The sequence below is a fragment of the Streptomyces sp. NPDC018000 genome (assembly GCF_044328025.1).
In the GTDB taxonomy this organism is placed as follows: Bacteria; Actinomycetota; Actinomycetes; order Streptomycetales; family Streptomycetaceae; genus Streptomyces.
On sequence record NZ_JBIRGM010000011.1, the window covers coordinates 95,215 to 120,291 of the forward strand.

At 69.1% G+C, this 25,077-nt stretch carries 27 protein-coding genes, 1 pseudogene and 1 riboswitch; of the genes and pseudogenes, 3 read left to right on the top strand and 25 right to left on the bottom strand.

Annotated features, from left to right (window positions below):
* Positions 1 to 74: 74 nt before the first annotated feature.
* Entirely contained in the window at positions 75 to 527 is a 453-nt protein-coding gene (locus ACH4EW_RS22170; protein ID WP_398259403.1) for an SRPBCC domain-containing protein, read from the bottom strand.
* A 352-nt stretch (positions 528 to 879) separates the two neighbouring features.
* Here ACH4EW_RS22170 and ACH4EW_RS22175 point away from each other — a divergent pair, with 352 nt between their 5' ends.
* Complete coding sequence (locus ACH4EW_RS22175; protein ID WP_398259405.1) at positions 880 to 1,290, top strand: RidA family protein; 411 nt, start codon at positions 880 to 882, stop codon at positions 1,288 to 1,290.
* A gap of 29 nt (positions 1,291 to 1,319) precedes the next feature.
* Here ACH4EW_RS22175 and ACH4EW_RS22180 read toward each other — a convergent pair whose 3' ends face one another.
* Positions 1,320 to 2,402 (bottom strand): IS630 family transposase, encoded by a 1,083-nt coding sequence (locus tag ACH4EW_RS22180; protein ID WP_398259407.1) that lies wholly within the window; start codon positions 2,400 to 2,402, stop codon positions 1,320 to 1,322.
* 48 nt (positions 2,403 to 2,450) lie between these two features.
* Between ACH4EW_RS22180 and ACH4EW_RS22185 the strand changes: the two genes are divergently transcribed.
* Entirely contained in the window at positions 2,451 to 2,780 is a 330-nt protein-coding gene (locus tag ACH4EW_RS22185) for a hypothetical protein (protein WP_398259409.1), read from the top strand.
* A 39-nt stretch (positions 2,781 to 2,819) separates the two neighbouring features.
* Here ACH4EW_RS22185 and ACH4EW_RS22190 read toward each other — a convergent pair whose 3' ends face one another.
* The 9 genes from ACH4EW_RS22190 to rpsB all read right to left on the bottom strand — a co-directional run bounded on the left by ACH4EW_RS22190 (position 2,820) and on the right by rpsB (position 12,728).
* Positions 2,820 to 3,845: an ABC transporter ATP-binding protein gene (locus tag ACH4EW_RS22190; protein WP_398259411.1), complete on the bottom strand. Its 1,026-nt coding sequence runs from the start codon at positions 3,843 to 3,845 to the stop codon at positions 2,820 to 2,822.
* Positions 3,846 to 3,847: 2 nt separating this feature from the next.
* Positions 3,848 to 5,461, bottom strand: coding sequence for an ABC transporter permease (locus ACH4EW_RS22195; protein WP_398259565.1), 1,614 nt, complete (start codon positions 5,459 to 5,461; stop codon positions 3,848 to 3,850).
* Between the two features lie 146 nt (positions 5,462 to 5,607).
* A complete protein-coding gene (locus tag ACH4EW_RS22200; protein WP_398259413.1) occupies positions 5,608 to 6,717 on the bottom strand; it encodes a thiamine ABC transporter substrate binding subunit in 1,110 nt (369 codons plus the stop codon).
* 74 nt (positions 6,718 to 6,791) lie between these two features.
* Positions 6,792 to 6,908, bottom strand: a riboswitch (TPP riboswitch).
* A gap of 41 nt (positions 6,909 to 6,949) precedes the next feature.
* On the bottom strand, positions 6,950 to 8,056 hold the full coding sequence (gene rlmN, locus ACH4EW_RS22205; protein ID WP_398259415.1) for a 23S rRNA (adenine(2503)-C(2))-methyltransferase RlmN: 1,107 nt from the start codon (positions 8,054 to 8,056) through the stop codon (positions 6,950 to 6,952).
* Between the two features lie 104 nt (positions 8,057 to 8,160).
* Positions 8,161 to 9,246, bottom strand: coding sequence for a phosphatidate cytidylyltransferase (locus tag ACH4EW_RS22210; protein WP_398259417.1), 1,086 nt, complete (start codon positions 9,244 to 9,246; stop codon positions 8,161 to 8,163).
* Positions 9,246 to 9,803: a ribosome recycling factor gene (gene frr, locus ACH4EW_RS22215; protein ID WP_398259419.1), complete on the bottom strand. Its 558-nt coding sequence runs from the start codon at positions 9,801 to 9,803 to the stop codon at positions 9,246 to 9,248. Before frr ends, ACH4EW_RS22210 begins: the two co-directional genes overlap by 1 nt.
* Positions 9,804 to 9,983: 180 nt before the next feature.
* Entirely contained in the window at positions 9,984 to 10,760 is a 777-nt protein-coding gene (gene pyrH, locus ACH4EW_RS22220) for a UMP kinase (protein ID WP_398259421.1), read from the bottom strand.
* Between the two features lie 159 nt (positions 10,761 to 10,919).
* Positions 10,920 to 11,756: a translation elongation factor Ts gene (gene tsf, locus ACH4EW_RS22225; RefSeq protein ID WP_398259423.1), complete on the bottom strand. Its 837-nt coding sequence runs from the start codon at positions 11,754 to 11,756 to the stop codon at positions 10,920 to 10,922.
* 99 nt (positions 11,757 to 11,855) lie between these two features.
* Complete coding sequence (gene rpsB / locus ACH4EW_RS22230; protein WP_398259425.1) at positions 11,856 to 12,728, bottom strand: 30S ribosomal protein S2; 873 nt, start codon at positions 12,726 to 12,728, stop codon at positions 11,856 to 11,858.
* A gap of 277 nt (positions 12,729 to 13,005) precedes the next feature.
* Here rpsB and ACH4EW_RS22235 point away from each other — a divergent pair.
* Positions 13,006 to 13,482 (top strand): annotated as a pseudogene (locus ACH4EW_RS22235) (murein hydrolase activator EnvC family protein); the annotation flags it as partial.
* 215 nt (positions 13,483 to 13,697) lie between these two features.
* On the opposite strand, the gene ACH4EW_RS22240 reads toward ACH4EW_RS22235, so the two are convergent.
* From ACH4EW_RS22240 to rimM, 14 genes are all read right to left on the bottom strand, one after another.
* Positions 13,698 to 14,264: a TetR/AcrR family transcriptional regulator gene (locus ACH4EW_RS22240; RefSeq protein ID WP_398259567.1), complete on the bottom strand. Its 567-nt coding sequence runs from the start codon at positions 14,262 to 14,264 to the stop codon at positions 13,698 to 13,700.
* Positions 14,265 to 14,381: 117 nt separating this feature from the next.
* The gene (whiG, locus tag ACH4EW_RS22245; protein WP_398259427.1) at positions 14,382 to 15,218 is read right to left on the bottom strand and encodes an RNA polymerase sigma factor WhiG; all 837 of its coding nucleotides are present in this window, start codon (positions 15,216 to 15,218) and stop codon (positions 14,382 to 14,384) included.
* Positions 15,219 to 15,460: 242 nt separating this feature from the next.
* The gene (gene dprA, locus ACH4EW_RS22250; protein WP_398259429.1) at positions 15,461 to 16,615 is read right to left on the bottom strand and encodes a DNA-processing protein DprA; all 1,155 of its coding nucleotides are present in this window, start codon (positions 16,613 to 16,615) and stop codon (positions 15,461 to 15,463) included.
* 86 nt (positions 16,616 to 16,701) lie between these two features.
* Entirely contained in the window at positions 16,702 to 18,327 is a 1,626-nt protein-coding gene (locus tag ACH4EW_RS22255; RefSeq protein ID WP_398259431.1) for a YifB family Mg chelatase-like AAA ATPase, read from the bottom strand.
* Positions 18,327 to 18,686, bottom strand: a complete 360-nt coding sequence (locus ACH4EW_RS22260; RefSeq protein ID WP_398259433.1) for a YraN family protein — start codon at positions 18,684 to 18,686, stop codon at positions 18,327 to 18,329. Before ACH4EW_RS22260 ends, ACH4EW_RS22255 begins: the two co-directional genes overlap by 1 nt.
* A 124-nt stretch (positions 18,687 to 18,810) precedes the next feature.
* Positions 18,811 to 19,119 (bottom strand): DUF2469 domain-containing protein, encoded by a 309-nt coding sequence (locus ACH4EW_RS22265; protein ID WP_003965949.1) that lies wholly within the window; start codon positions 19,117 to 19,119, stop codon positions 18,811 to 18,813.
* A gap of 64 nt (positions 19,120 to 19,183) precedes the next feature.
* On the bottom strand, positions 19,184 to 19,672 hold the full coding sequence (locus tag ACH4EW_RS22270) for an NUDIX hydrolase (protein WP_398259434.1): 489 nt from the start codon (positions 19,670 to 19,672) through the stop codon (positions 19,184 to 19,186).
* A complete protein-coding gene (gene lepB / locus ACH4EW_RS22275) occupies positions 19,662 to 20,408 on the bottom strand; it encodes a signal peptidase I (RefSeq protein WP_398259436.1) in 747 nt (248 codons plus the stop codon). Before lepB (ACH4EW_RS22275) ends, ACH4EW_RS22270 begins: the two co-directional genes overlap by 11 nt.
* A gap of 50 nt (positions 20,409 to 20,458) precedes the next feature.
* On the bottom strand, positions 20,459 to 21,358 hold the full coding sequence (gene lepB / locus ACH4EW_RS22280) for a signal peptidase I (protein ID WP_398259569.1): 900 nt from the start codon (positions 21,356 to 21,358) through the stop codon (positions 20,459 to 20,461).
* Positions 21,255 to 22,334, bottom strand: coding sequence for a signal peptidase I (gene lepB / locus ACH4EW_RS22285; protein WP_398259438.1), 1,080 nt, complete (start codon positions 22,332 to 22,334; stop codon positions 21,255 to 21,257). Before lepB (ACH4EW_RS22285) ends, lepB (ACH4EW_RS22280) begins: the two co-directional genes overlap by 104 nt.
* The gene (gene lepB / locus ACH4EW_RS22290; RefSeq protein ID WP_398259440.1) at positions 22,327 to 23,097 is read right to left on the bottom strand and encodes a signal peptidase I; all 771 of its coding nucleotides are present in this window, start codon (positions 23,095 to 23,097) and stop codon (positions 22,327 to 22,329) included. The genes lepB (ACH4EW_RS22285) and lepB (ACH4EW_RS22290) overlap by 8 nt, the downstream gene beginning before the upstream one ends.
* A 45-nt stretch (positions 23,098 to 23,142) precedes the next feature.
* Positions 23,143 to 23,493, bottom strand: a complete 351-nt coding sequence (rplS, locus tag ACH4EW_RS22295) for a 50S ribosomal protein L19 (RefSeq protein WP_398259442.1) — start codon at positions 23,491 to 23,493, stop codon at positions 23,143 to 23,145.
* 129 nt (positions 23,494 to 23,622) lie between these two features.
* A complete protein-coding gene (trmD, locus tag ACH4EW_RS22300) occupies positions 23,623 to 24,444 on the bottom strand; it encodes a tRNA (guanosine(37)-N1)-methyltransferase TrmD (RefSeq protein WP_398259444.1) in 822 nt (273 codons plus the stop codon).
* Positions 24,444 to 25,028 (bottom strand): ribosome maturation factor RimM, encoded by a 585-nt coding sequence (gene rimM, locus ACH4EW_RS22305; protein WP_398259446.1) that lies wholly within the window; start codon positions 25,026 to 25,028, stop codon positions 24,444 to 24,446. Before rimM ends, trmD begins: the two co-directional genes overlap by 1 nt.
* Positions 25,029 to 25,077: the final 49 nt, after the last annotated feature.

A 25,077-nucleotide genomic window follows, 5' to 3' on the forward strand; every position in this document is an offset into this window, starting at 1 on the left:
CGCGTCCCGGCCACGCCCGTGCAGCCCGTTCGACGGCCGCGGTCGCCTCCGGGAGCGGGCAGGCCGAGGCCTGCTCAGAGAGACGCGAGACGGGCCACGAGCGCGTCGAAGAAGGCCTCCCACCCGTCCTCGGCCGCCGCGTACTGCTCGGCCGTGAGATTGCCGCCGCGCTGCTCGAAGACCATTTCGGTGGTCTTGTCGCCGCGGTCGGTGAAGGTGACGGTGACGGTCTCGCCGTCGATGTCGGCGGGTGCGGTGGCGTCCTTCAGGGTGAACGCCAGCCGCTCGGGGGCGACGACCTCGCGGTAGACGCCGTGGAAGGGCATCTCTGTGCCCGGCACCACGATGACCAGGCTCCAGGCGCCGCCCGGCCTGACATCCATCGACACCCGGTCGAGCGGCACCTCGGCATCCCCGCCGTACCAGGCGGCGAAGCGCTCGGGCGTGGTCCAGGCTTCGAAGACCAGTTCCCGCGGGGCGTCGAGGATGCGGGTGATGTCGATGCCCTCACGTGCTGACTCAGTCATTGTTCCCGTCCTTCTCGGAGTCGTTCCGGATCTGCCGCGTATCCTCCTCCAGCTTGCACAGACACCATTGCGCAGACCCGACGCGTGTGATCGGTGAGGCGGCTCCGGCACTTTCGGACGCCGGGGAACGCCGGGCGGGATCACCGGATACGGCTGGGCCGGTCAAGTGAACGTGGCCGCGCCCTCCGCCGGACGCGGCACTAGTGCTGCTCCGCGCAAGTTCGTGGAGGGTCGGGCTCACGGTCGGTGTTGGAGCGGGTGGGGTTGCTTCGGGTGCTTGCAGGCCCGGCCACGGGGTGGGCCGGCCGAAAACCTGGTGCGCCGAGTCAGCCGAGTTGCCAGACTCGCGCGCATGACCTCCAAGATCACACGCATCAACCCCGCCGAACTCCATGCGCCTCCGGGGTATCACCACATCACCGTCGTGGAGGCGGGCCGGACGGCGTTCCTGGCGGGGCAGTGCCCACTCGACCGTTCGGGGGAGCTTGTGGGTCCAGGTGATCTCGACGCCCAGATCGACCAGGTGGCAGCCAACGCCGCCGCCGCCCTGAGCGCGGTGGGCTCCCGTCCGGATCACGTCGTCCGCTCGGTGATCTATGTGGTCAGCGGCGATGTGGCGGTTCTGGGTGCTGCCTGGCAGCGCCTGACCGGATCGGTCATTGGGCCGGCGTTCACCACCGCGGGCACGCTGCTGGGAGTCGCCCAACTCGGCTTCCCCGGACAGCTGATCGAGGTCGACCTCACAGCGGCCCTGCCCGGGTAGGCGCTCACCCGCGGACCGGGTCGTGGGGCTCAGGTCGCCTGTGTGAGCGGGGTGCCCTGGTAGGTCCAGCGGAACGGGCGGGCGTGTTCGTTGCGCTGGATCATCCAGGCGTCCATCTTCTCGATCAGGTCGTCCCTGCTGGTGAAGTCGCCGTGCCGGAGGACGGCGCGGGCCAGTGTCGAGAAGACGAGTTCGACCTGGTTGAGCCAGGAGGCGTGGGGCGGGGTCCAGTGGACGTGCCAGCGCGGGTGGGCGGCGAGCCAGGCTTTGGTGTGCTTGGCGGTGTGGGACGAGCCGTTGTCGAGGACCACGTGGATGTCCTTGTCGCGGGGCAGGAGGCGGTCGAGCCGGTCCAGGAACGCGGTGAAGGTCGCGGCGTCGTTGCGCTGGATGGTCTCGGTCAGCGTCTGCCCGGTGATGGTGTCGAGGGCGGCGACGATCGAGGCGGTGCCGTGGCGGCGGTACTCGAACTCGCGTCGGGCGGCCTGACCTGGCTGTGGCGGCTGGGCTGGGTGGCTGCGTTCGCGGGCCTGGATCGCGGTCTTCTCGTCGATGGACAGCACGATCGCCCCGGCGGGCGGGACGCGGTAGAGGCTGCAGATGTCCTGGACGCGGTCCCAGAAGTCGGGGGTGTCCCGCCGGGCGAGCCAGCCGCGCACTTTGTGCGGCTTGAGGTCCATGCTGGCCAGGATGCGGCCGACCTGGGAGGCGGAGATCGGCGGGCAGACGGTGCCCGCGAGGTGCTCGGCGATCGCCTGGTGGGTCCAGGTGGCGTCAGGTCCCGGCGGGATGCGTGTGGCCGCGGCGACCACCGCGACGCGCACCAGGTCGTCGTAGCGGCGCGGCCGGCCCGAACGGGCGGCGTCCTTGAGCCCCTCCAGTCCGCGTTCGGCGAACCGCCCGCGCCACTTGCGGACCGTGTTCACGCACACCGCCAGTCGGCGGGCGATCGCCGCGTTGCCCGCTCCGTCGGCCGCGGCCAGCACGATCCGGGCCCGGAGTGCCTGCCTCACCTGTGCTTTCGCTGAGGAGGCGACCCGTTGCAGCATCTCGCGCGACTCCTCGTCCAGTTCCACGGCCACCGCCGCGTCCCGCCCTGATCCCGCCCTCACAACCGGTGATCATGGCGGGGAGGCGGCACGGTTCGGCAGGATGGGGCCGTGCCAAAGGACCCGCCCGAGTCCATGCAGCACCACCTGCGGCAGCGGCTGAACGCCCACGCTGCCGAGCGCTGGCCGCAGCTGAACCGGGTCCATATCCGTTTCCGGGCGGGCTTCGCCTACGTGGACGGCGAGTTGAAGGACGGAGAGCACCTGCCTCTGTGCCGGTTGCGCTTCGCCGGCATGCTGCACACCTGGGGCTTCGCCCTCTACCTCGCTAGCCGAAGCAGCTACCAGGACAACTTCCTCCCCCACGGGCTCCCCTCCGGCAGCCCCGAAGAATGCCTGGACTGCGCCTGCGGCCTCTACCTCGACGGCATGCCAGCCTGACCCCTCCACGAACTTGCGCGGAGCAGCACTAGCGTCCGGTCAGAAGACGGCGGGCAGGACGACGGTCTCCGCCGCGTCGAAGCCGACCCCGACCGTCGCACCCTCCTGTGGGGCGTCCCGCAGCGCGCACTCCGCCTCCAGGACCGGACCGCCCACCGGTGTCAGCTGTACGGCGACATGGTTGCCCCGGAACGTACGCGTCCCGACCGTGCAGCGCAGCCCCCCGTCCGGGGGGCCGATCCGGACCCCGGCCGGGCGTACCAGCAGATCGCACGCCCCCTGCGGCGAGCCCTTGGGCACCGGCACCCTGCCCCACACCGTGTCGGCGGCCACGCCGGCCACCGTCGCCTCGACCACGTTGTCAAAGCCGAGGAACCGGGCGACGAAGGCGGAGGCGGGCCGCTGCCAGACCTCCAGTGGGGTGCCCACCTGGGCGATCCGCCCGTCGCGCATCACCACCACCCGGTCGGCGAGGGCGAACGCCTCGCCCTGGTCGTGGGTGACGGCGAGCACCGTCGTACCCAACCGCCCGAAGAGCGTGCGCAGTTCGACGACGAGCCGTTCACGCAGGCCGCGGTCGAGCTGGCCGAGCGGCTCGTCCAGCATCAGCAGCTTCGGGCTCGGCGCGAGCGCCCGCGCGAGGGCGACACGCTGCTGCTCGCCGCCGGACAGCGCGGCAACAGCCCGCCGTTCGGCTCCTGGCAGGCCCACCAGGTCGAGGAGTTCACCGACCCTGCGCTCCTGATCGCGCCGCGGCACCCCGTGCATCCGCAGGCCGAAGGCGACATTGGCGCCGACATCCCGGTGCGGGAACAGCTGGTGATCCTGGAACATCAGGCCCAGTCCGCGCCGGTGCACCGGCACCCCGGCCTGGTCCGCGCCGTCCAGCAGTACCCGGCCGCCGTCCGGCGGGTGCAGTCCGGCGACCACCCGCAGCAGGGTCGACTTGCCGCTGCCGCTCGGCCCCAGTACGCATACGGTCTCGTGCTCGGCAACCTCCAGATCCACTCTGTCGAGCGCCGCCCGCTCACCGAAGCGAACCGTGGCCGATTCCAGTGTCAGCATCTCTAGAACTCCCCGGATCGGTCCGTGCGGATACGTTCGAGCAGCAGCAGCGAGAGGGCGCAGACCACCATCAGAATGGTGCTGAGGGCCATCGCCTGGCCGTAGTTGAGCTCCCCGGCCCGTCCCAGCAGCCGGGCCACGGCCACCGGCAGCGTCGGGTGGTCGGGCCGTGCGATGAACACCGTCGCGCCGAACTCACCGAGCGACACGGCGAACGCGAAGCCGGCCGCGACCAGCAACGCCCGCCGCACCAGCGGCAGATCGACCTCCCGCCAGGCCCGCAGGGGTGACGCCCCGAGCACCGCGGCCGCCTCCCTCAGTCGGCCGTCCACCGCCCGCAGGACCGGCAGCATGGTCCGTACGACGAAGGGCACACCGACCAGCGCCTGGGCGAGCGGCACCAGAATCCATGAGGTCCGCAGATCCAGCGGCGGCTTGTCCAGGGTGATCAGAAAGCCGAAGCCGACGGTGACCGCGGACACCCCGAGCGGCAGCATCAGCAAGGCGTCGAAGCCGCGGACGAGCCGACCGGCACGCCGGGTCAGCGCCGCGGCGGCGAGCCCGCCGATGACCAGCGCGATGACGGTCGCGACCAGTGCGTACTGCAATGAGTTCCAGATCGCTTCGATCGGTGCGACCAGGAACGTACCGCCGCCGGCGTCCACGGACCGCAGGGCGCGGTAGTAGTCGAAGCCATGGCCGCCGGGTGTGGCCAGCGAGCGCTCGACCAGCACCCCGAGCGGCAGCAGTATCAGCACGAGCACGGTCAGCAGCACCGCGCAGAGCAGCGCCCACTGCCCGGCACCGCGCGGCCTGCGGGCGGTCTGTGCCGGGTCGACCAGCTTCAGCGCGGTCTCCCTGCGCCGTACGGTCCACGCGTGCACGGCGAGGATCGCGCCGACCGCGGCGAACTGCACCAGCGTCAGCACGGCGGCTGTCGGCAGGTCGAGCAATTGGGCGGTCTGCCGGTAGATCTCCACCTCCAGCGTGGAGTACCCCGGGCCGCCGAGGATCTGTACGACCCCGAAGGAGGTGAAAGTGAAGAGGAAGACCATCAGCGCGGCGGCTGCCACGGCGGGCGCGAGGGCCGGCAGGGTGACACGCCGCCAGGCGGCGAACCGTCCGGCGCCCAGCACCCGGGCGGCCTCCTCCTGTCGTGGGTCGAGCTGTGACCACAGCCCGCCCACGGTCCGTACAACCACCGCATAGTTGAAGAAGACATGGGCGAGCAGAATGGCCCAGACGGTGGTGTCGAGCCGTACGCCCCAGAGTTCGTCGAGGAGCCCGCCGCGTCCCAGAAGCGCCAGGAAAGCCGTCCCGACGACGACGGTCGGCAGGACGAACGGCACGGTGACGACCGCGCGCAGCAGTTGTTTTCCGGGAAAGTCGAAGCGGGCGAAGACATAGGCGCCGGGCAGCGCGATCAGCAGGGTCAGTGCGGTCGAGGCGAGCGCCTGCCAGGTGGTGAACCAGAGAACGTCGCGGATCTCCGGCCGGGCCAGCACCTCGCCGATCCGGCCGAACTGCCAGACGCCGTCCACCTTCAGCCCGCGGCCTACGATCGCGGCGACGGGGTAGGCGAAGAACAGCGCGAAGAACGCGATGGGCACGGCCATCAGGCCGAGCCGCACCGCGCTCCCGCGCCACGCCTTCGTGCGAGCGGAGCCCGCGTGCCCGGAGCGGGCGCGCGACAGCTCCCCGCGCGCCCCCTCCCCGTGTGTGTCCTTCCCGCCCGCGTCCGTTCCGCGTACGGGAGTCTTCGCTACTTCACTACGAGCGAGGACCACGACTGGACCCACTGCTCACGGTTCTTGGAGATCTTGTCCGGGGCGATGGTCGTCGGCTTGTCCACCGTCGCGCCGAATTTCGTGAAGAGTTCCGGCAGTTCAGCGCTCTTGACGACCGGGTTCACGAACATGTTGAGCGGCATGTCCTCCTGGAACTTCTTGCTGATCAGGAAGTCCAGCAGAGCTTTGCCGCCCGCCTCGTTCTTCGCGCCGTTCAGCAGACCGGCGAACTCGGTCTGACGGAAGCAGGTCCCGGTGGCGACCCCGGTCGGGGCCTCGGCCGGCTGCGGCTTGGCGTACAGCACCTCGACGGGCGGGCTGGAGGCGTACGAGACGACGAGCGGCCGGTCGGCCTTGGCCTTCTTGCCGCCTGCTGAGCCGGAGAACTCCTCGTTGTACGCCTGCTCCCAGCCGTCGACGACCTTGACTCCGTTGTTCTTCAGCTTCTTCCAGTAGTCCTGGTAGCCGTTCTCGCCGTAGGTGGCGATGGTGCCGAGGAGAAAGCCGAGGCCGGGCGAGGAGGTCGCGGCGTTCTCGGTGACGAGGAGGTTCTTGTACGCGGGCTTCGCCAGGTCGTCGAAGGACTGCGGCGGCGCGAGCTTCTTGTCGGCGAAGTACTTCTTGTCGTAGTTGACGCAGATGTCGCCGGTGTCGATCGGGGTCACCCGGTGCTCGGCGTCCAGTTGGGTGCCGGCCGCCACCTGGTCGATGCCCTTCGCCTCGTACGGCGTGAAGAGACCGCTGTCGAGGGCGCGGGAGAGCAGGGTGTTGTCGACGCCGAAGAACACATCGCCGCGCGGGGAGCCCTTGGTCAGGATCTCCTGGTTGAGCGCGACACCCGCGTCGCCGCTCTTCAGCACCTTGACGGTGTAGCCGGTCTCCTCGGTGAACTCCTTGAGCACGTCCTCGGAGACGTTGAAGGAATCATGGCTGACGAGAGTCACGGTCTTCGAATCGGAGCTCTTCGTGCCGCCGGAACCGGAGTCCGACGTGTCGGAACTCCCGCATCCGGCAACTGCCGTGACGCCGAGCGCGGCCGTGACAGCCGTCGCCGCAAGCTGCTTGGTTCTGCGCGTGATGCTCATTGTGGATTCCTCCTGGGTTTTGGCCAGGAAGAGACGCGGCCCTGCCCTTGGAGAAACGGGCAGGGCGCAACAGCATGAGTTGATGACCGAACTTCCTACCCGGAATGACCCGGGCGAGGTTCAGAGGGTCTGCGGCCGACCTGTTCTCGGTGCCGCACTCTCAGCGCTGTGGCGCTCCCCTGTCGGAATATGAAGTTGATTTCAGGCCCAGGTTACATTGGCCGTTCCGGCCTCAGCGCTCGGCCGCCGCCAACTGCCCGCAGGCCCCGTCGATCTCCTGGCCGCGGGTGTCCCGCACGGTCACCGGCACTCCGTGTGCCGCGATCGCCTCGACGAACGCCTTCTCGTCCTCGGGCCGCGAGGCGGTCCACTTGGAGCCGGGCGTCGGGTTCAGCGGGATCAGGTTGACGTGCACCCGCTTGCCCTTGAGGAGCCTGCCGAGCCGGTCACCGCGCCACGCCTGGTCGTTGATGTCACGGATCAGCGCGTACTCGATGGAGATCCGGCGACCGGACTTCTCCGCGTACTCCCATGCCGCGTCCAGTACCTCGCGCACCTTCCAGCGCGTGTTCACCGGCACGAGCGTGTCCCGCAGCTCGTCGTCCGGCGCGTGGAGCGAGACGGCGAGACGGCACTTGAAGCCCTCGTCGGCGAAGCGCAGCATGGCCGGCACCAGGCCCACGGTGGAGACGGTGATCCCGCGCTGCGAGAGCCCCAGGCCGTCCGGCTCCGGGTCGGTCAGCCGACGGATCGCGCCGACCACCCGGTTGTAGTTGGCGAGCGGCTCGCCCATGCCCATGAAAACGATGTTGGAGAGCCGCGCGGGCCCACCCGGCACCTCTCCGTCGCGCAGCGCCCGCATGCCGTCCACGATCTGGTGGACGATCTCGGCGGTCGACAGATTACGGTCGAGACCGGCCTGCCCCGTGGCGCAGAACGGGCAGTTCATCCCGCATCCCGCCTGCGACGAGATGCACATCGTCACCCGCTCCGGGTAGCGCATCAGGACGGACTCGACGAGCGTCCCGTCGTGCAGCTTCCACAGCGTCTTACGGGTGGTGTCGTCGTCACAACTGATGTGGCGGACCACGGACATCAGGTCGGGGAACATCACCTCGGCAAGTTTGTCCCGCGAACCGGCCGGGATGTTGGTCCACTCGGCCGGGTCGTGCGCGTACCGCGCGAAGTAGTGCTGTGAGAGCTGCTGGGCGCGGAACGGCTTCTCGCCGATCGCGGCGACGGCTTCCTTGCGCTCGGCGGGCGTGAGGTCGGCGAGGTGCCGCGGCGGCTTCTTGGCTCCGCGGGGTGCGACGAAAGTGAGTTCTCCGGGCTTAGGCATGGTTCATCCAGTGTCGCAGACAAAGCAGTGAGGACCCGCCGCCCTGTGGACAACGGACCCTCACTCGTAAAAGCCCAGGTCAGGACGGGAGGCCGTCCCGAGGCTCAGCCGGAACCCACGAACAGCACCAGCAGCAGCCAGACCACCGGGGCGGTCGGCAGCAGCGAGTCCAGCCGGTCCATGATGCCGCCGTGGCCCGGCAGCAGCGTGCCCATGTCCTTGATCCCGAGGTCTCGCTTGATCATCGACTCGCCCAGATCGCCGAGAGTGGCACTGGCCGCGACCGCGAGCCCCAGCAGCAGACCCTGCCACCAGGAACCGCCGTCGATCAGGAACTGCATGCACAGCGCACCGGCGACCATCGCGAAGGCGACGGCACCGAACAAGCCCTCACGGGTCTTCCCGGGACTGATGCGCGGCGCGAGCTTGTGCTTGCCGAAGCGCCAGCCGACGGCGTACGCACCCGTGTCGCTGACCACGGTCAGCAGCAGGAAGGTGAGCACCCGCTGCGGCCCGTCGTCCGCGGTCAGGAGCATGGCCACGAAGGTGGCCAGGAACGGTACGTAGAACGCGGCGAACACGCCGGCCGTGACGTCCCTGAGGTAGCCCTCAGGAGGCTCGGTCATCCGCCAGACGAGCACTGCGAGTGCGGTCAGCGCCATCGCCGCCCAGGCACCCTCGGCGCCCCGTACGTATCCGGCCACCACCATCGCCGCGCCACCGACCGCCAGCGGGATGAGCGGCGCCTTGATGCCCTTGCGCTCCTCCAGCCGGCAGGTGAGCTCCCACAGGCCCACGACGACGGCGATGGCGATCACACCGACGAAGACGGCCTTCACGATGAACAGCGAGGCGACAATGACGGCGCCGAGCCCCACGCCGACCACTATTGCGGATCGCAGATCACGGCCCGCACGTTTCTTCTGCGGGGGCGGCGGCGCGGTGGACATGGGCTCCTGCGGCTTCTGGTCACGAAACAGGGGGCCGCCGCTCAGGTGCGCGGCCCCCTGGTCCCGGTCATCACGGTCGTCAGCGTCTCTACCTGTGTCGGGAACGTCCGGCACGATGGGCATGGGCCGAGTTTGCTGGGCGTCATGCACATCGTATGCAGGACCCGCGGGAGCGGCCTGCGTCTCGGGCGCACCCCAGCGGCCGGCTCCCCGCGGGGCGCCCCAGGAAGAGTCGTTCATCAGACTTCGAGCAGCTCGGCTTCCTTGTGCTTGAGCAGCTCGTCAACCTGTGCAACGTACTTCGCGGTGGTGTCGTCGAGTTCCTTCTCGGCGCGACGCACCTCGTCCTCGCCGGACTCCTTGTCCTTGACAAGCTTGTCCAAGGCCTCCTTGGCCTTGCGGCGAACGGCCCGGATGGAGATCTTGGAGTCCTCGGCCTTCGCCTTCGCGACCTTGATGTAGTCGCGACGACGCTCCTCGGTGAGCTCCGGGAAGGTCACCCGGATGATGTTGCCGTCGTTGCTCGGGTTGACGCCGAGATCCGAGTCGCGGATGGCCTGCTCGATGTTGCGCAGCGCGCTCTTGTCGAACGGCGTCACGACGGCCATGCGCGGCTCGGGCACCGAGAACGAAGCGAGCTGGTTGATCGGGGTCAGTGCACCGTAGTAGTCGGCGACGATCTTGTTGAACATCGCCGGGTGCGCACGGCCGGTACGGATCGCGGCGAAGTCCTCCTTCGCGACGACGACGGCCTTCTCCATCTTCTCCTCGGCCTCAAGGAGGGTTTCTTCGATCACCACGTGCTCCTGCGTGTCTTGAGTGGGCCCGGCGTGCTCGGGCCCGGCGGGTCCTGCGTCGCGTCCTCACCTGCACGGTGTCCGACCGGCAGGCCGTTGTCCATCCTTCGGGACCTGTTCCGGGGTATTCCCCGCCGGCCCCGGGCCTTCCCGCGACTTCCCGAGAAGGCCCCCCGGTTCTCAGGCCCGGGTGCCCTGGTCACTCACGAGCGTGCCGATCTTCTCACCCTTGACCGCGCGGGCGATATTGCCCGTGGCAGTGAGCTCGAAGACGAGGATCGGCAGCTCGTTGTCACGGCAGAGCGTGATGGCGGTGGCGTCGGCGACCTTGAGATCGCGGGCGAGCACCTCGCTGTACTCAAGGGCGTCGAACTTCACCGCGTCGGGGTTGGTCTTCGGGTCGGAGTCGTAGACCCCGTCCACCCCGTTCTTGCCCATCAGCAGAGCCTGGGCGTCGATCTCCAGAGCGCGCTGGGCGGCGGTTGTGTCGGTGGAGAAGTACGGCATCCCCATGCCGGCGCCGAAGATGACGACGCGGCCCTTCTCCAGGTGGCGCACGGCGCGCAGCGGGATGTACGGCTCCGCGACCTGCCCCATGGTGATGGCGGTCTGGACGCGGGAGTCGATGCCCTCCTTCTCCAGGAAGTCCTGGAGCGCCAGGCAGTTCATGACCGTGCCGAGCATGCCCATGTAGTCGGAACGGGCCCGGTCCATGCCGCGCTGCTGGAGCTCGGCACCGCGGAAGAAGTTGCCGCCGCCGATGACGACCGCGATTTCCGCGCCGTCGCGGACGACTGCCGCGATTTCCCGGGCGATGGCGTGTACGACGTCGGGGTCGACACCGAGACCCCCGCCGCCGGCGAACGCCTCTCCGGACAGCTTCAGCATGAAGCGTCCGGGCACCTTGCCGTCGTCGCGCTTGTGGTCACCTGTTGCGGCGTCCGCGCCCTTGTTCATGGAGATTCTCCTCGTGCACATACGAAGAAGGCCATTGCCGGTGGGTCTGATGTCCCTCAGCGGCAATGGCCTCCTCGTCAGATCTGCGGTCGTACGGCGTGTGTGCGGCCGACGACTGCACCGGACCCTATCGGGGCCCACCGTTGTTCGCGGACGGACTCAGATGCCGACCTTGATGCGCGAGAAGCGCTTCAGGGTGACACCGGCCTCGTCCAGAACCTTCTGAACGGACTTCTTGTTGTCCTTGGCGAACGCCTGCTCCAGGACGACGACTTCCTTGAAGAAGCCGTTGACGCGACCCTCGACGATCTTCGGAAGGGCGGCCTCGGGCTTGCCCTCCTCGCGAGAGGTGGCCTCGGCGACACGACGCTCGTTCTCGACCGTCTCGGCCGGGACCTCGTCGCGGTTGAGGTACTTCGGGGCGAAGGCGGCGATGTGCTGCGCGACGTCCTTGGCGACCTCTGCACTCTCCTTGTCGAGCTCGACCAGGACACCGACCTGCGGCGGGAGGTCGGGCATCGTGCGGTGCATGTACGCAGCTACGTAACCGCCGGTGAACTGCGCGAAGCGGTCCAGGACGATCTTCTCGCCAAGGTTGGCGTTGGCCTCGTCGACGTACGCCTGAACGGTCTTGCCGGCCTCGATCTCGGAGGCGAGCAGCGCGGCGAGGTCGGCCGGGGAGGTCGCGGCGACGTGGGCGGCAAGCGTGTTGGCGACGGTCTGGAACTTCTCGCCCTTGGCGACGAAGTCCGTCTCGCACTTCAGCTCGAGCAGAACGCCGGAGGTCTTGTCCTCGGAGATGAGGGAGACGACGGCGCCGTTCTCGGCAGAACGGCCCTCGCGCTTGGCGACGCCCTTCTGGCCCTTGATACGGAGCGCCTCGACGGCCTTGTCGACGTTGCCGTCGGCCTCGTCGAGCGCCTTCTTGCAGTCCATCATGCCGGCGCCGGTCAGCTCGCGGAGCTTCTTGACGTCAGCGGCGGTGTAGTTCGCCATGAGTCTGTGTTTCTCTCTCGAAGTCTGAAAGATCTACGGGTGAACGGCGGGGGCGGCGCTTGTGGCACCGGCCCCCGCCGTCATCAGCCGTGACGGGTGTCAGGCCTGCTCGGCGTCCGCGGCCGGGGCCTCGGCAGCAGCCTCGGCCGGCTTCTCGGCGTCTGCGGCCTTCTCGGTCTCGGCGTCAGCCTTCTTGTCGCCCTCGAGCAGGTCGCGCTCCCACTCGGCGAGCGGCTCGCCGACGGCCTTCTCGCCCGGCTTCGAGTCACCGGTGGCGGCACCGGAACGGGCGATGAGGCCCTCGGCGACGGCGTCGGCGATCACACGGGTGAGCAGGGTGACGGAGCGGATCGCGTCGTCGTTGCCCGGAATCTTGTAGTCGACCTCGTCGGGGTCACAGTTGGTGTCGAGGATCGCGACGACCGGGATGTGGAGCTTGCGCGCCTCACCGACGGCGATGTGCTCCTTCTTGGTGTCGACGATCCAGACGGCGCTCGGCACCTTCTGCATCTCGCGGATACCACCGAGGGTCTTCTCCAGCTTGGCCTTCTCGCGGGAGAGAACCAGGAGCTCCTTCTTGGTGAGGCCGGAGGCGGCCACGTCCTCGAAGTCGATGAGCTCGAGCTCCTTCAGACGCTGAAGGCGCTTGTAGACGGTGGAGAAGTTGGTGAGCATGCCACCGAGCCAACGCTGGTTGACGTACGGCATGCCGACGCGCGTCGCCTGCTCGGCGATGGCCTCCTGGGCCTGCTTCTTCGTACCCACGAACATGATGGAACCGCCGTGGGCGACGGTCTCCTTGACGAACTCGTAGGCGCGGTCGATGTACGACAGCGACTGGAGCAGGTCGATGATGTAGATGCCGTTGCGCTCGGTGAAGATGAAGCGCTTCATCTTCGGGTTCCAGCGACGGGTCTGGTGACCGAAGTGGACGCCGCTTTCCAGCAGCTCCCGCATCGTGACGACGGCCATGGCCGTACTCCTTGAGGTACTCGGTTGTCGCGACCGCAGGATTGCTGTCGCGCCTGACGCCCCGACGCGCCGTGCCACAAGGGACCGAGGAGCGCGGCCACCATCCGCGGAGAGGGAGGTGGTGGGGCGTGCGAAGTCGACCCGGTGACCCGGATCGCCATAGGAAGTGTACGGGACAGGTCGGGTGCCGGGTGACGGCGCTGTCCACAACCGGTCGGTAGTCCACAGATCCGGTTCGTGATCCCCACGGTTCCGGGCGATGCGGGACGGTCCTTCCATGCGATGCACACCGGATCCGACCGTTTCCCTGCTCAGGCGCAGCCTTCCCTTCTGCGAGGCCGTGCTCGTGGGGGTGGCTCTCCTTCTCGCGGCACTGTGCGGCACGACGGTCGCGGCAGCCGAAGAACCCGCACCTGTTGCGTCGCCGACGCCCCGGCCGGACGGCACCCGGCTGTGGCCGCTTGCCGGGCGGCCTGCGGTCGTGCGTGGATGGGACCCGCCGGCCAATGCCTACGGGCGGGGCCATCGCGGGGTGGACCTCGCCACGGAGCCGGGCACTCCGGTGCTCGCCGCGGCCTCGGGCCGGGTCTCGTTCGCAGGGCGTGTGGCGGGGCGCGGGGTGGTGGCGATCGAGGTGGCCGGGACCGGCGATCCGCCGCTGCGGACCACGTACGAACCGGTGCGTGCGCTGGTTGCGAAGGACGAGAGAGTGACGGCAGGACAGGTCGTGGGGGTCGTGGAGGCGGGGCCCTTCCACTGCGCATCCGGCTGTCTGCACTGGGGACTGCGGCGCGGTGACGCATATCTGGATCCGCTGTCGCTGCTGCCGCCGGAGCTGCTGCGACGAGGGCCGTCCCGGCTGCTGCCGGTGTTCGGCGTGCCGGAACTCCGGCCCTCGACCGAGGGGGCCGGGGACGGGCTCGCCGCCCCCGGCGTTCTGCTCGTCGTTGCCGCTGTGCGGCCCCGACGTCAGTCGTGTACGCCCTGTACGCCTCGCAGGACCATGGCGACGGCGGTGTCCGCGATCACGACCGGCTCTTCCGCCACGCCGAGTTCGATACGCCGTACCGCGGCGTCCACCGAGCCCTGCAGCAGCATCGCCGCCAGCCTCGGCTGCTCGTGGCCGAGGTCACCGAGCGCCTCGACGATCATGGCGATCAGCCCGCCGTGCGCGGCCCGGATCTTCTCGCGTGCGCCCGCGTCCAGCTCGCTCGCCGAGATCGCGACGACCGCCCGGTGGCGGCGGTCCCCGACGAGGTCGAGCTGCCGTCGCACGTAGGCCTCGATCTTGCCCTCTGGCGTGGTGGCCTGCTCCATCGCATTCTCGACCTCGGCTGCCCAGACGGGGAAGTCGACGGCGCAGAGCTCTTCGACGACGGCCGCACGGGAGCGGAAGTACTCGTACACGGAGGACCGGGCGAGGCCCGTGCGTTCGGCGAGGGCGGGGAAGGTCAACGCCTCCGTACCGCCCTCGGACAGCAGGGAGCGGGCGGCGTCCAGGAGGGCGCCGCGCTGCATGGTCCGGTGCTCGGCCACCGAGGCCGCTCGAATCCTGGGCACGCTTCCACTCTACGGCGACCGGTGTTCGAGAGGGCGCGTGCGGCCCCGATCAGTGGCCGAAGCGGCGATGGCCCGCGCCGGCCACCGGGGGAATCAGCGACCGGCGTCGGCCAGTTTCGCGCGCAGTTGCAGCACCGATTTGGTGTGGATCTGACTCACGCGGCTCTCGGTCACTCCGAGCACATTGCCGATCTCGGCGAGGGTGAGGCCCTCGTAGTAGTAGAGCGTGACGACCGTCTTCTCGCGCTCCGGAAGCGTATTGATCGCGCGGGCGAGCAGTCGTCTGAGCTCACGGTCCTCGGCGACCTCCACCGGATTGTCGGCGGCGGTGTCCTCCAACGTGTCCATCAGGCTCAGCCGGTCACCGCCTTCGCTGCCGACATGCAGCAGCTCCTCCAGCGCGACCACGTTCGCCAGCGACAACTGGCTGAAAACCGCGTGCAGTTCCTCCAGTGCGATGCCCATCTCCGCAGCGACCTCCGGCTCGGAGGGCGTGCGTCGCAGCTGCGCCTCCAGCGTGGCGTAGGCGCGTTCCACGGCCCGCGCCTTCTGGCGCACCGAGCGTGGGATCCAGTCCAGTGCACGGAGTTCGTCGATCATCGCGCCACGGATGCGGGTGATCGCGTACGTCTCGAACTTGATCGCGCGCTCGATGTCGAACTTCTCGATCGCGTCGATCAGTCCGAACACCCCTGAGGAGACGAAGTCCGCCTGCTCGACATTGGAAGGCAGGCCCACACTCACCCGGCCCGCGACGTACTTCACCAATGGCGAGTAGTGCAGGATCAGCTGCTCCCGCAGCCGCTCGTCGCCCGTGGACTTGTATGAACGCCACAACTCGTCGAGCGAGGAAGGGGCAGGGGGGCGCACAGTGCCACGCGCAGCCGGTGGTACTGCCGCACGGTCAGACCCGGAGGTGTGCTGGGGCATGTGGTGCCTTGAGCCGTTCTGCTGTGAAGTGCTGGGGGACTTGTGTCTGAGTCGGATTCCTTGTGAGCGTAGCGTGACTGAGACGTCGCGGTCCGCGTAGGACAGCGGATCGGCGCCGTGCGATTCCAGCCGGTCGAACATGACTGAGGTCCGGGGCCGTCGCTACGTGCGCCGGCCCCGGAGGCGTCGCTGAAGGATCCGCCGAGGTCATCGACATCACCTTTTCACCCGAATGCTCCAGGTCAAGTACCGCCTCGCCGCGCGTCGTCATTGCGTGTAGGTCTCGGCGTCAACCGCCATCCATCGCCATCGCGTTCGACGAACCCCAGTGAGTGCAGTTCGTACAGTCTGCCGAGCGCTTCGTCGATTCCGGTTCCCGCGGCGCGGGCCACATCGCGCCCGCCCACGGCGCCGCGGGACGGCAGCGCGTCGAGAACCCGGGCCGAGACCGCGTCGAGCTGGTCCCTGGGGTGTACGGGACCGCGTCTGACGGGAGCGAGTTCGCCGATGTCCCCCACCAGTTCGGCGACTTCCGAGGCATCCGTCACCAGGGTGCCCTCCCCACGGAGGAGCTCATGGACGCCTGCTGACAACCCGCTGGTGGCGGGGCCCGGGACGCCCATGGTGAAGCGTCCGAGCCGCTGCGCGCTGCGTGCGGTGGCCAGCGAACCGCTGCGGTATTCGGCCTCGACCACGACCGTCCCGCGCGTCAACGCGGCGATGACCCGGTTCCGGAGAATGAATCTGCTGCGGGTCGGATGATCGGACGGTGGTAATTCGCCGATGACGAGCCCCTGTTCCGCCATGCGGCGGATCAGCTCGGCATGTCCCCGGGGATAGGCGAGGTCCACCCCGCAGGCCAGGACCGCCATCGTCGCCCCGTCGACGGCGAGCGCGCCGCGATGCGCTGCCCCGTCCACCCCGAATGCCGCCCCCGACACGACCACCCACCCCAGCTCCGCGAGCCCCGCGCCGAGGCTCGCCGCCATATGGGATCCATACGGTGTGCAGGCGCGGGCGCCGACCACGGCGACCGAGCGCAGCGCCCAGAGCCTCAGGTCCTGCGGCCCCCGCACCCAGAGGCCGGTCGGCCTGGCGTCGGCCAGGTCGTCGAGCTGGCTGGGCCATTCCCGGTCGCCGGGGCAGACGAACCGCCCGCCGAGCGCGGCGACGGTCGCCAGGTCCCGCTCGGGCTCGGCGCTCTCGGCCCGTAACCGGTATCCGTCCAGACGTTTCGGAGTCATTCCGCTCAGTCGCTGCGCGGCGCCGTCCCTGGTGGTGATCCGCCGTATCAGTTCGACGGCGCCGCACTCGCGCAGCCAGCGGCCCCCGTGCTCGTCCCCCGGTTCCAGGATGCGGGTCAGTGCGGCCCGCGCCAGCCGTTCCCGATCGCTCACCGCCACCCCCGGCCCCGCGCTCCGCTCCGGGTCCCGCCCCGAAAGGCACCCCTGTTCCTGTTCCTGCCCAGGGTCCGCCCACGCAGTCATGACGCTCCGGCCTTCGTCAAGGCGCCCCGTGGGATTCCGGTCCGCAGTTCCAGCGCCACCGCGATGTCGGAGGCGTCCGGGCGGTCGGCACCGCGCAGATCGGCGACCGTCCACGCCACCCTGAGCACCCGGTCCAGGCCCCGTGCTGTGAGCAGGCCCCGTTCCATCTCCCGTTCGGCCTCCATGAGCGCGCCCGGCGCCGCGACCAGCCGGGTCCGCAACTCATGGCCGGGCACCTCACTGTTGGTGGTCCACGCGGTGCCGGCCAACCGGTCCGTCGCCCGCGCCCTGGCCTCCCGGACCCTGGCCGCGACGGTGGCCGTCGACTCACCCCTGCCGCCCTGGCCCATCAGGTCCTGGCGCCTGACCGGGTCGACAACCACCCGAAGATCCACCCGGTCGAGCAGTGGCCCGGAAAGTCTCGCCTGATAGCGCCGGACCGTCGAGGGCGCGCATTCGCAACCGGCACCGCTGAGGGTGTGCCGTCCGCAGGGACAGGGATTGGCAGCCAGCACCATCAGGAATCTGGCCGGCAGCCGCACCACCCCGGCGCTGCGTGCCACCACCACATGCCCCGACTCCAGCGGCTGGCGCAGCGCGTCCAGCGCCCGCATGGAGAATTCCGGAGCCTCGTCCAGAAAGAGAATCCCCCGGTGGGCCAGAGAGACCGCACCGGGCCGCGGCAGCCCGTTGCCCCCGCCGACCAGCGACTGCATCGTCGCCGAGTGGTGCGGTGCGCAGTATGGCGCGCGAGTGACCAGTGGTTCCCCCGGTGGCAGAATGCCTGCCACCGAGTGCACCGCGGTGACTTCCAGGGATTCCTTCCTGGTCAACGTCGGCAGAATCGCCGGCAGCCGCTCGGCCAGCATGGTCTTGCCGGCACCTGGCGGTCCGGAGAGCAGCAGATGGTGACCGCCCGCCGCGGCAACCTCCAGCGCCTTCCGGGGCCGTTCCTGCCCCGCCACGTCCGCCAGATCCGGGGAGTTGCCATCACGCTGCCCGGGCGCCCGGGCGAGCCCGGTGCCGATGCCTGCGCCGGGCACCATCAGCCCGGCCACCATGGTGTCGGGGCGCCCCTCGTCGTGAGCCTCCCGCTCGTCCGGCACCGGCTCGTCGCAGAGCACCGCGATCAGCTGCCGCAGGCTCCGTACCCCGAGGACCGAGATCCCGGGGACCAGCGCCGCCTCCCCCGCGGTCTGCTCGGGCACGACGACCTGGCGGTACCCGGCCTCCGCCGCGGCGAGCACGGCGGGCAGCACGCCGCGCACCGGCCGTACCCGGCCGTCCAGCCCGAGCTCACCGATCATCACCAGATCGGCGATGGACGCCGGGTCGATCCGCTCGGCCGCGCCCAGCACCGCGCAGGCAACCGCCAGATCGAAACCGGAGCCGCCCTTGGGTACGGAGGCCGGTGACAGGCCCACCGTGAGTTTCTTCTGCGGCCACTCGGCCCCGGAGTTCACGACGGCGGCCCGGACCCGGTCCCGGCTCTCCACCAGGCTCTTGTCCGGCAGCCCCACCAGTGTGAACGCGGCCACCCCCGCCTCCAGGTCCGCCTGGACCTCCACCACCACACCCTCGACACCGACGAGCGCCACCGAACACGCACGCGCGAACCCCATCAGGCCACCCCCCGCGCATGCTGCGCAACGGGCGCTCCGCGCCTGGGCAGCACCACGCCGACCAGGTCGATCCGGACCCCACCGGGCGGCGGGCCTCCGTGTTGGTGCAGCCAGATGCCGGCCAGCCGTCGCAGCCGCTCCGCCTTGACGGGTGTGACGGCTGCCATCGGATGCTCGAAGGCACCCACCCTGCGGGTCTTCACCTCACAGACCACGAGTGCGTCGCCGTCCATCGCGACGATGTCGATCTCACCGGCACGACAGCGCCAGTTCCGTTCCAGTACGGACATACCGGCGTCGGCCAGCAGCCGCGCCGCCAGATCCTCGCCGTACCGCCCGAGTGCCCCCCGTGCGTTCATATCGGCACCACCTCCGGCACCGACTCTGACGCGTCCGGTCCCAGCTGGTGGATCTTGGTGGAAAACTCCGGGATTGTGGACAACTCAGCCGCCCGGAAGTGGGAATCCTCCCGAAGGAACGTACTCAGCCACCCGGAAGTTCGAGATCGCTCTTGTTGAGCTCCTCGATGTTGACGTCCTTGAACGTCAACACCCGTACCTGCTTGACGAACCGTGCGGGCCGGTACATGTCCCAGACCCAGGCGTCCGCCATGGATACTTCGAAGAACACCTCACCCTGAACCGAGTGCACCTGCATCTCGTAGTCGTTGGTGAGGTAGAAACGCCGTTCGGTCTCGATCACATATTTGAACAGACCGACGACATCTCGGTACTCCCGGTAGAGCTTCAGCTCCATCTCGGTCTCGTACTTTTCGAGGTCCTCGGCGCTCATTGGCATGTTCCCCTTCAGCCGTGCGTGCCCCCATTGTGCGCCAGGCTCCGGCGCCCCTGGGCGCTTAGGCGGTTTCGGGGGCCAGAACCAGTGGCGTGTGCGGAGGACCCTCGTCGAGCAGCGTGCGCAGCAGCTCGGCGAGCCTGGTCGGGTACACCGTCTCACGCGCCGCCGACAGTTCGGCGGATGTCCACCACCTCAGACCCGCGACGCTGCGCTGCTCCAGCCCGGTGAGCCCACTGGTATCGGTGGCCGTCTGCGTCGTGCGCGCCAGGAAGTACCACTCGTCCTGGTTCCAGCGGCGCCCGTCGAACGGGAACGAGCACACCCGCTGCCAGAGCAGCGGGCCCAGCTCGACATCGGTGATCCCGGTCTCCTCTGCAAGCTCGCGCAGCGCGGCCTGTTCCCGGGTCTCGTCGCCCTCCAGACCGCCGCCGGGAGTGAACCACCAGGTGCTCTCCGGCTCCTCCGGTTCAAACCCGTGTATCAGGAGAATGCGGTCGTCAGGGTCCAGAAGCACCACCCGGGCAACCTTCCGCTTCTCAATGCTCACCGGCAGGCACCCTCTCGCGCTTGTTCCGTGCCGAGCGCGCGGAGCGTGCCGCGATCGGGCCGTATGCGGCACCGACGAGGATGAGCACCACGCCCACCGTCACGGCCCCGAGTTGCAGCCGCAGCGGTCCGGGCGACGACACCCCACCGGAGAAGGAGGCGAAGGTCTGCGGCCGCCCGACCATGCCGCCCAGTGGCCAGGCGATGGCGTCCACCCGGGCCTGCACCGCGCTGCGCGGTACGGAGCCCTGCCCGGGGTCGTCCAGGTGGACCCGGGAGTCCAGCGAGGCGCTGCGCTCGTCCCCGAGCAGGAAGAGCTGGCCCTTGGGAACATTCGCGGTGAAGCTGTTCGCCGAGGCGAGGCCCTTGGTCCGCAGATACGGTTCCTCAACGGATTTGCCGTTGACCGTGAGCCGGCCCTTGTCGCAGCAGGCGATCTTGTCGCCGCCGATCCCGACGACCCTCTTCACCATCGGCATGTCGCCCCACACCGGATCAGTGAAGACCACCACGTCGCCCCGGTGCACCTCACTGCCGTCGATCCGCTGTGCGAGCACCCGGTCGCCGGCGTGCACCGTCGGTGTCATCGACTCGGTCGGCACGATGTACGGCTTGTACACCACGGCCCCCCAGGCGAAGCCGCCGAGGAAGAGCACACAGCCGACGGCCACGGCCAGCCCCGACAGCGTGCTGCCGAGCCGACCGTGGCCGTCACCCGTACGTCCTGTTCCACTCATCCCAGCGTCCCCCACCTCGGAGATCGACAATCGCTGACCGAGTCGGCACCCTACCCGGCGGTACGCTTGCTGGTCAGCCTCCTGCGACGCCACAACACGAGCGGCAGTGCACCGGCCGCACCGAGCGCCCCCGGGACCATGCCCACCGCCGCGTTGATCCCCGGCTGGTCGAAGGTCTTCGGGACGGGCAGGGTGGACCAGCGGTTGATCGGCCACGCCACGACAATGGCTCGGCCGACGACCTCGTCGTTGGAGACCGTGCCGCCGCCCGGCAGCTCCTGGTGGTAGCGGGAGTCCCAGGAGTTCTGGCGGTGGTCGCCCATCACCCAGATCCGGCCCTCGGGAATCTTGATCGGGCCGAACGGTGCGTCATTGCAAGCGGTATTGCCCGGGAAGATGAACGACTTGTCGTCCAGGGCCTTGCCATTGACCACGACCGGGCCGTCCTTCTTGCACTCCACGGTGTCGCCGCCGACCGCGATGACCCGCTTGATCAGGTCTTTCTCCTCGACGGACGGCATCAGTCCGATGAAGCTGAGGAACTTCTGCACCACATTCGGATTGGGGGTCTGGGTATTTTCCAGCCAGCCGCCCGGGTCATGGAAGACCACGACCTCGCCTCGCTTGGGCTCAGCGCCGAACCAGGGGGTCAGCTTGTCGACCAGCACCCGGTCGCCCCGCTGGAGCGTGTTCTGCATCGAGTCCGAGGGGATCGAGAACGCCTGCACCAGAAACGTCTTGATCAGCAGCGCAAGTACCAGCGCGATACCGATGAGGAGGGGCAGCTCCTTCCAGAAGGAGCGTGGCTTCTGCCGGGCTTTACCACCGTCGTTCGGAGAGTCGCCGTCACTCTCCGCGCGGTCCGCCGGCGTTCCGGCGGGCTCGACATTCTCCGGTTTGCCCGGCCGGTCCTCGGGTTCGTCGTGTCCGGATCGTGCGCCGACCGCCAAATCCCCCACATCCACTCCTTACTCCGTGCCACCGCCTGCGCCCTAGCCGGTGCAGGCCCACCACTCCCATAACGAGCGGGGGTTCCGCAGGGGTCGGGAGAGGGATCGTTCCGTTGGGATCCTTGGATGACACACTATTCGACGGGCCCGACGCAGCAGCCGTCCCGGCGCGCGCGTCAGGGATCGAGTCGAATGTCGCCGGTTCCTCCAGCTTTCGCCAGTGGCCGAACGGCCAGGCGATCACCACAGCCCGTCCCACGACGTCGTCCTCGGAAACCGTGCCGTGTCCGGGGTCGTCCAGGTGATAGCGCGAGTCGGCCGAATCCGACCTGTGGTCACCCATGACAAATATCCGGTCGGCCGGAACCTTTACCTCAAATTTGATGAGGGAGGGCGGATTACCGGGGTACAGATAGGGCTCATCGAGCGGTACGCCGTTGACAGTGATCCGGCCGTCCTTGTCGCAGCACTTCACCGTGTCGCCGCCCACCGCGATGACCCGCTTGATCAGATCCTGCTCGTCGTCGGACGGCAGCAGCCCGATGAAAGTCAGCGCTTCCTTCACCTGCTTGACGACGACGGGCGGGTCCTTCTTGCCGACGTTGTCCTGACTCAGCCAGCCGCCCGGGTCCTTGAAGACGACTACGTCGCCGCGCTGGGGCCTGGATCCGAACCAGGGCGTCAGCTTGTCCACGAGCACCCGGTCGCCGATCCGGATGGTCTGCTCCATCGACCCCGACGGGATCACGAAGGCCTGTACCAGGAAGGTCTTGAGCACGAGCGCGATCAGCAGCGCCACGGTGATGAGAAGGGGGATCTCCCGCACGGCCGACCTGCGCCGCCGCCGCTTGACCTTGCGGGCCAGCCTGCGCCGCTCCGCCCTGGTCGGCATGGAGCGCGCGGCCGACGGCCCGCTGCCGGTCGGCAGCGGTATCTCGGGGTCGGACCCGCCCTGCCGCCGCCCGCGGTTACCCATGGGCCCCGCCCGTCGCCCGTACGCCGGCGAAGGCGGCGCTGTCCGGCAGCGAGCCCAGCCGGCCCGGTGGCCAGCCGATCCAGTCCACCCTCCCGATCACCATGTCGACCGGGACCATGCCACCGCCCGGTTCTCCCAGGTGGTCACGCGAATCGCGGGAATTGCTGCGGTGGTCGCCCATCATCCACAGCGTGCCGTCGGGAACGACGATGTCAAAGCGCACGCCGGACGGCGCATCTCCCGGATACAGGTAGTCCTCGTCGACCGGCCGGCCGTTCACCTCGACCCTTCCGCGCTTGTCGCAGCAGACCACCCGGTCGCCCCCTACGCCCACCACCCGCTTCACGTAGTCGGTCTCGGCAGGCTCTGCCAGCCCCAGGGACGCTGCCACACCGTGCAGCAGCCCGGTGACGGGATTCTCCTGGGGAGTTTCCTGCACGAACGACCCGGTGCCGTCGAAGACCACCACATCGCCGCGCTGCGGTACGGAGCCGAAACGGTACGCCAATTTATTGACCAGCACCCGGTCCCCCACCCGCAGTGTGGGTTCCATCGAGCCGCTGGGAATCAGGAAGGGCTGCACCACGAAGGCGCTGAGGAGCAGCAGGAAGACCGAGCAGACGGCTCCGAGTGCGGCGGCCCGCCGCCAGGAGAGCGAGGCGCTCAGCCGGTCCGGGATACGCGAGGAGCGCGGCCCCTCCTCCGACCCTGCTGCGGGTGTGGAGGAGCGGTCGCGCTCCGAGGGCTTGGCTTCCGTGTCCATCGGGGCCAGAGCTTATCCGGCCGTCCTGTGGACCTGGGAGTTAGCTCAGTTGTCGCGCTTCTCCTTGATCTTCGCGGCCTTGCCGCGCAGCTCACGGAGGTAGTACAGCTTGGCGCGACGGACGTCACCGCGGGTGACGAGCTCGATCTTCTCGAAGATCGGGCTGTGCACCGGGAAGGTGCGCTCGACGCCGACGCTGAAGGAAACCTTGCGGACCGTGAAGGTCTCGCTGACGCCCGAACCCTGGCGACGGATGACTACGCCCTTGAACTGCTGGATACGGGAGCGGCTGCCCTCGATCACTCGGACGTGGACGTTGACGGTGTCACCGGGGCGGAACGCCGGGACGTCAGTACGCAGCGATGCGGCGTTGACGCCATCGAGCAGGGAAGCCATGTTGTCTGCTTTCTTCGCCGATGCCACAGGTCATCGACGGGAGATAGTGAGGAGATGGGGGTGCTGATCGCGTCGGGCGGGCGTCATTCCCCCTGTGGCAGGGGCGCACGCCGGACGTACAGCAGCGGCCTATTCTTCCACGGCCTCGGGCCTGCGCCAAAATCGGCCAGCGGGCTCCGGCGACCAGCCGAGGATGGAGAGGATCTCGCGGTCCTTCTTGTCGAAGCCGCTCGCCTCACAGCGCTCGATGAGATCGGGCCGGTTGAGCGCGGTACGGCGGAACGCCTCGTCCCGCCGCCAGCGTGCGATCTTCGCGTGGTGACCGCTGAGCAGGACGTCCGGAATGCCCCTGCCGCGCCACTCGGGCGGCTTGGTGTAGACGGGCCCCTCCAGCAGATTGGCCATCTCGCCGGGAGCGAAGGAGTCGTCCCGGTGCGATTCGGCGTTGCCGAGCACGCCGGGCAGCAGCCGGGCCACCGCCTCCGTGATCACCAGCACTGCGGCTTCGCCGCCGGCCAGCACGTAGTCCCCGATGGACACCTCCACGACCGGCATGCGAGTCGCGTACTCGTCCATCACGCGCCGGTCGATGCCCTCGTAGCGGGCCGGCGTGAAGATCAGCCAGGGCCGCTCGGAGAGCTCGACGGCGAGCTCCTGGGTGAACGGACGGCCGCTGGGTGTGGGTACCACGAGCACCGGGGAGTGCGCCCCGGCCTCGTACCCGTGGGCCAGCGCGTCGTCCAGCGCCTCGCCCCACGGCTCGGTCTTCATGACCATGCCGGGGCCGCCGCCGTACGGGGTGTCGTCGACCGTGTTGTGCCGGTCGTACGTCCAGTCCCGCAGGTCGTGTACGTGCACATCGAGGCGGCCGCGCGCGCGGGCCTTGCCGACGAGCGAGACGTTCAGCGGTTCCAGGTACTCCGGGAAGATCGTGACGACGTCGAGGCGCATCAGACGTCCTTCCCGGAGTGGGGCGCCTCGTCCCCGTCGCCCGCTTCGTCGCGCGAGGTGGCGGTCACGGCCTGGCTCTCGTCGATCAGACCGGGCGGCGGGGTGATCACCGCGCGCTGCTCTTCCAGATCGATCTCGGTGACGATCTCCTCGACGAACGGGATCATCACCTCGCTGCCGTCCGGCCGCTCGACGATGAAGAGATCCTGGGACGGCAGATGCGTGATCTCGGTGATCCGGCCGATCTCGGTGCCGTCGGCGAGGACCACATCGAGGTCCATGAGCTGATGGTCGTAGAACTCCTCGGGGTCCTCGGGGAGTTCCGCCGGGTCGACCTCGGCGATCAGGAGCGTGTTGCGCAGGGCCTCGGCAGCCGTACGGTCGCGTACGCCCTCGAACCGGAGCAGCAGCCGTCCGCTGTGCACCCGGCCGGTCTCGATCGTCAGCGGTCCGGCGGTGGCCGGTTCGGTGGCGAGTACGGCTCCGGGCGCGAGCCGCAGCTCCGGCTCGTCCGTACGCACCTCGACAGTGACCTCGCCCTTGATGCCGTGGGCACGGCCGATCCGCGCGACTACCAACTGCACCTTGTGTCTCTCCTGTCATACGACGACGGGCCGGGGTGGGCGCATGGCC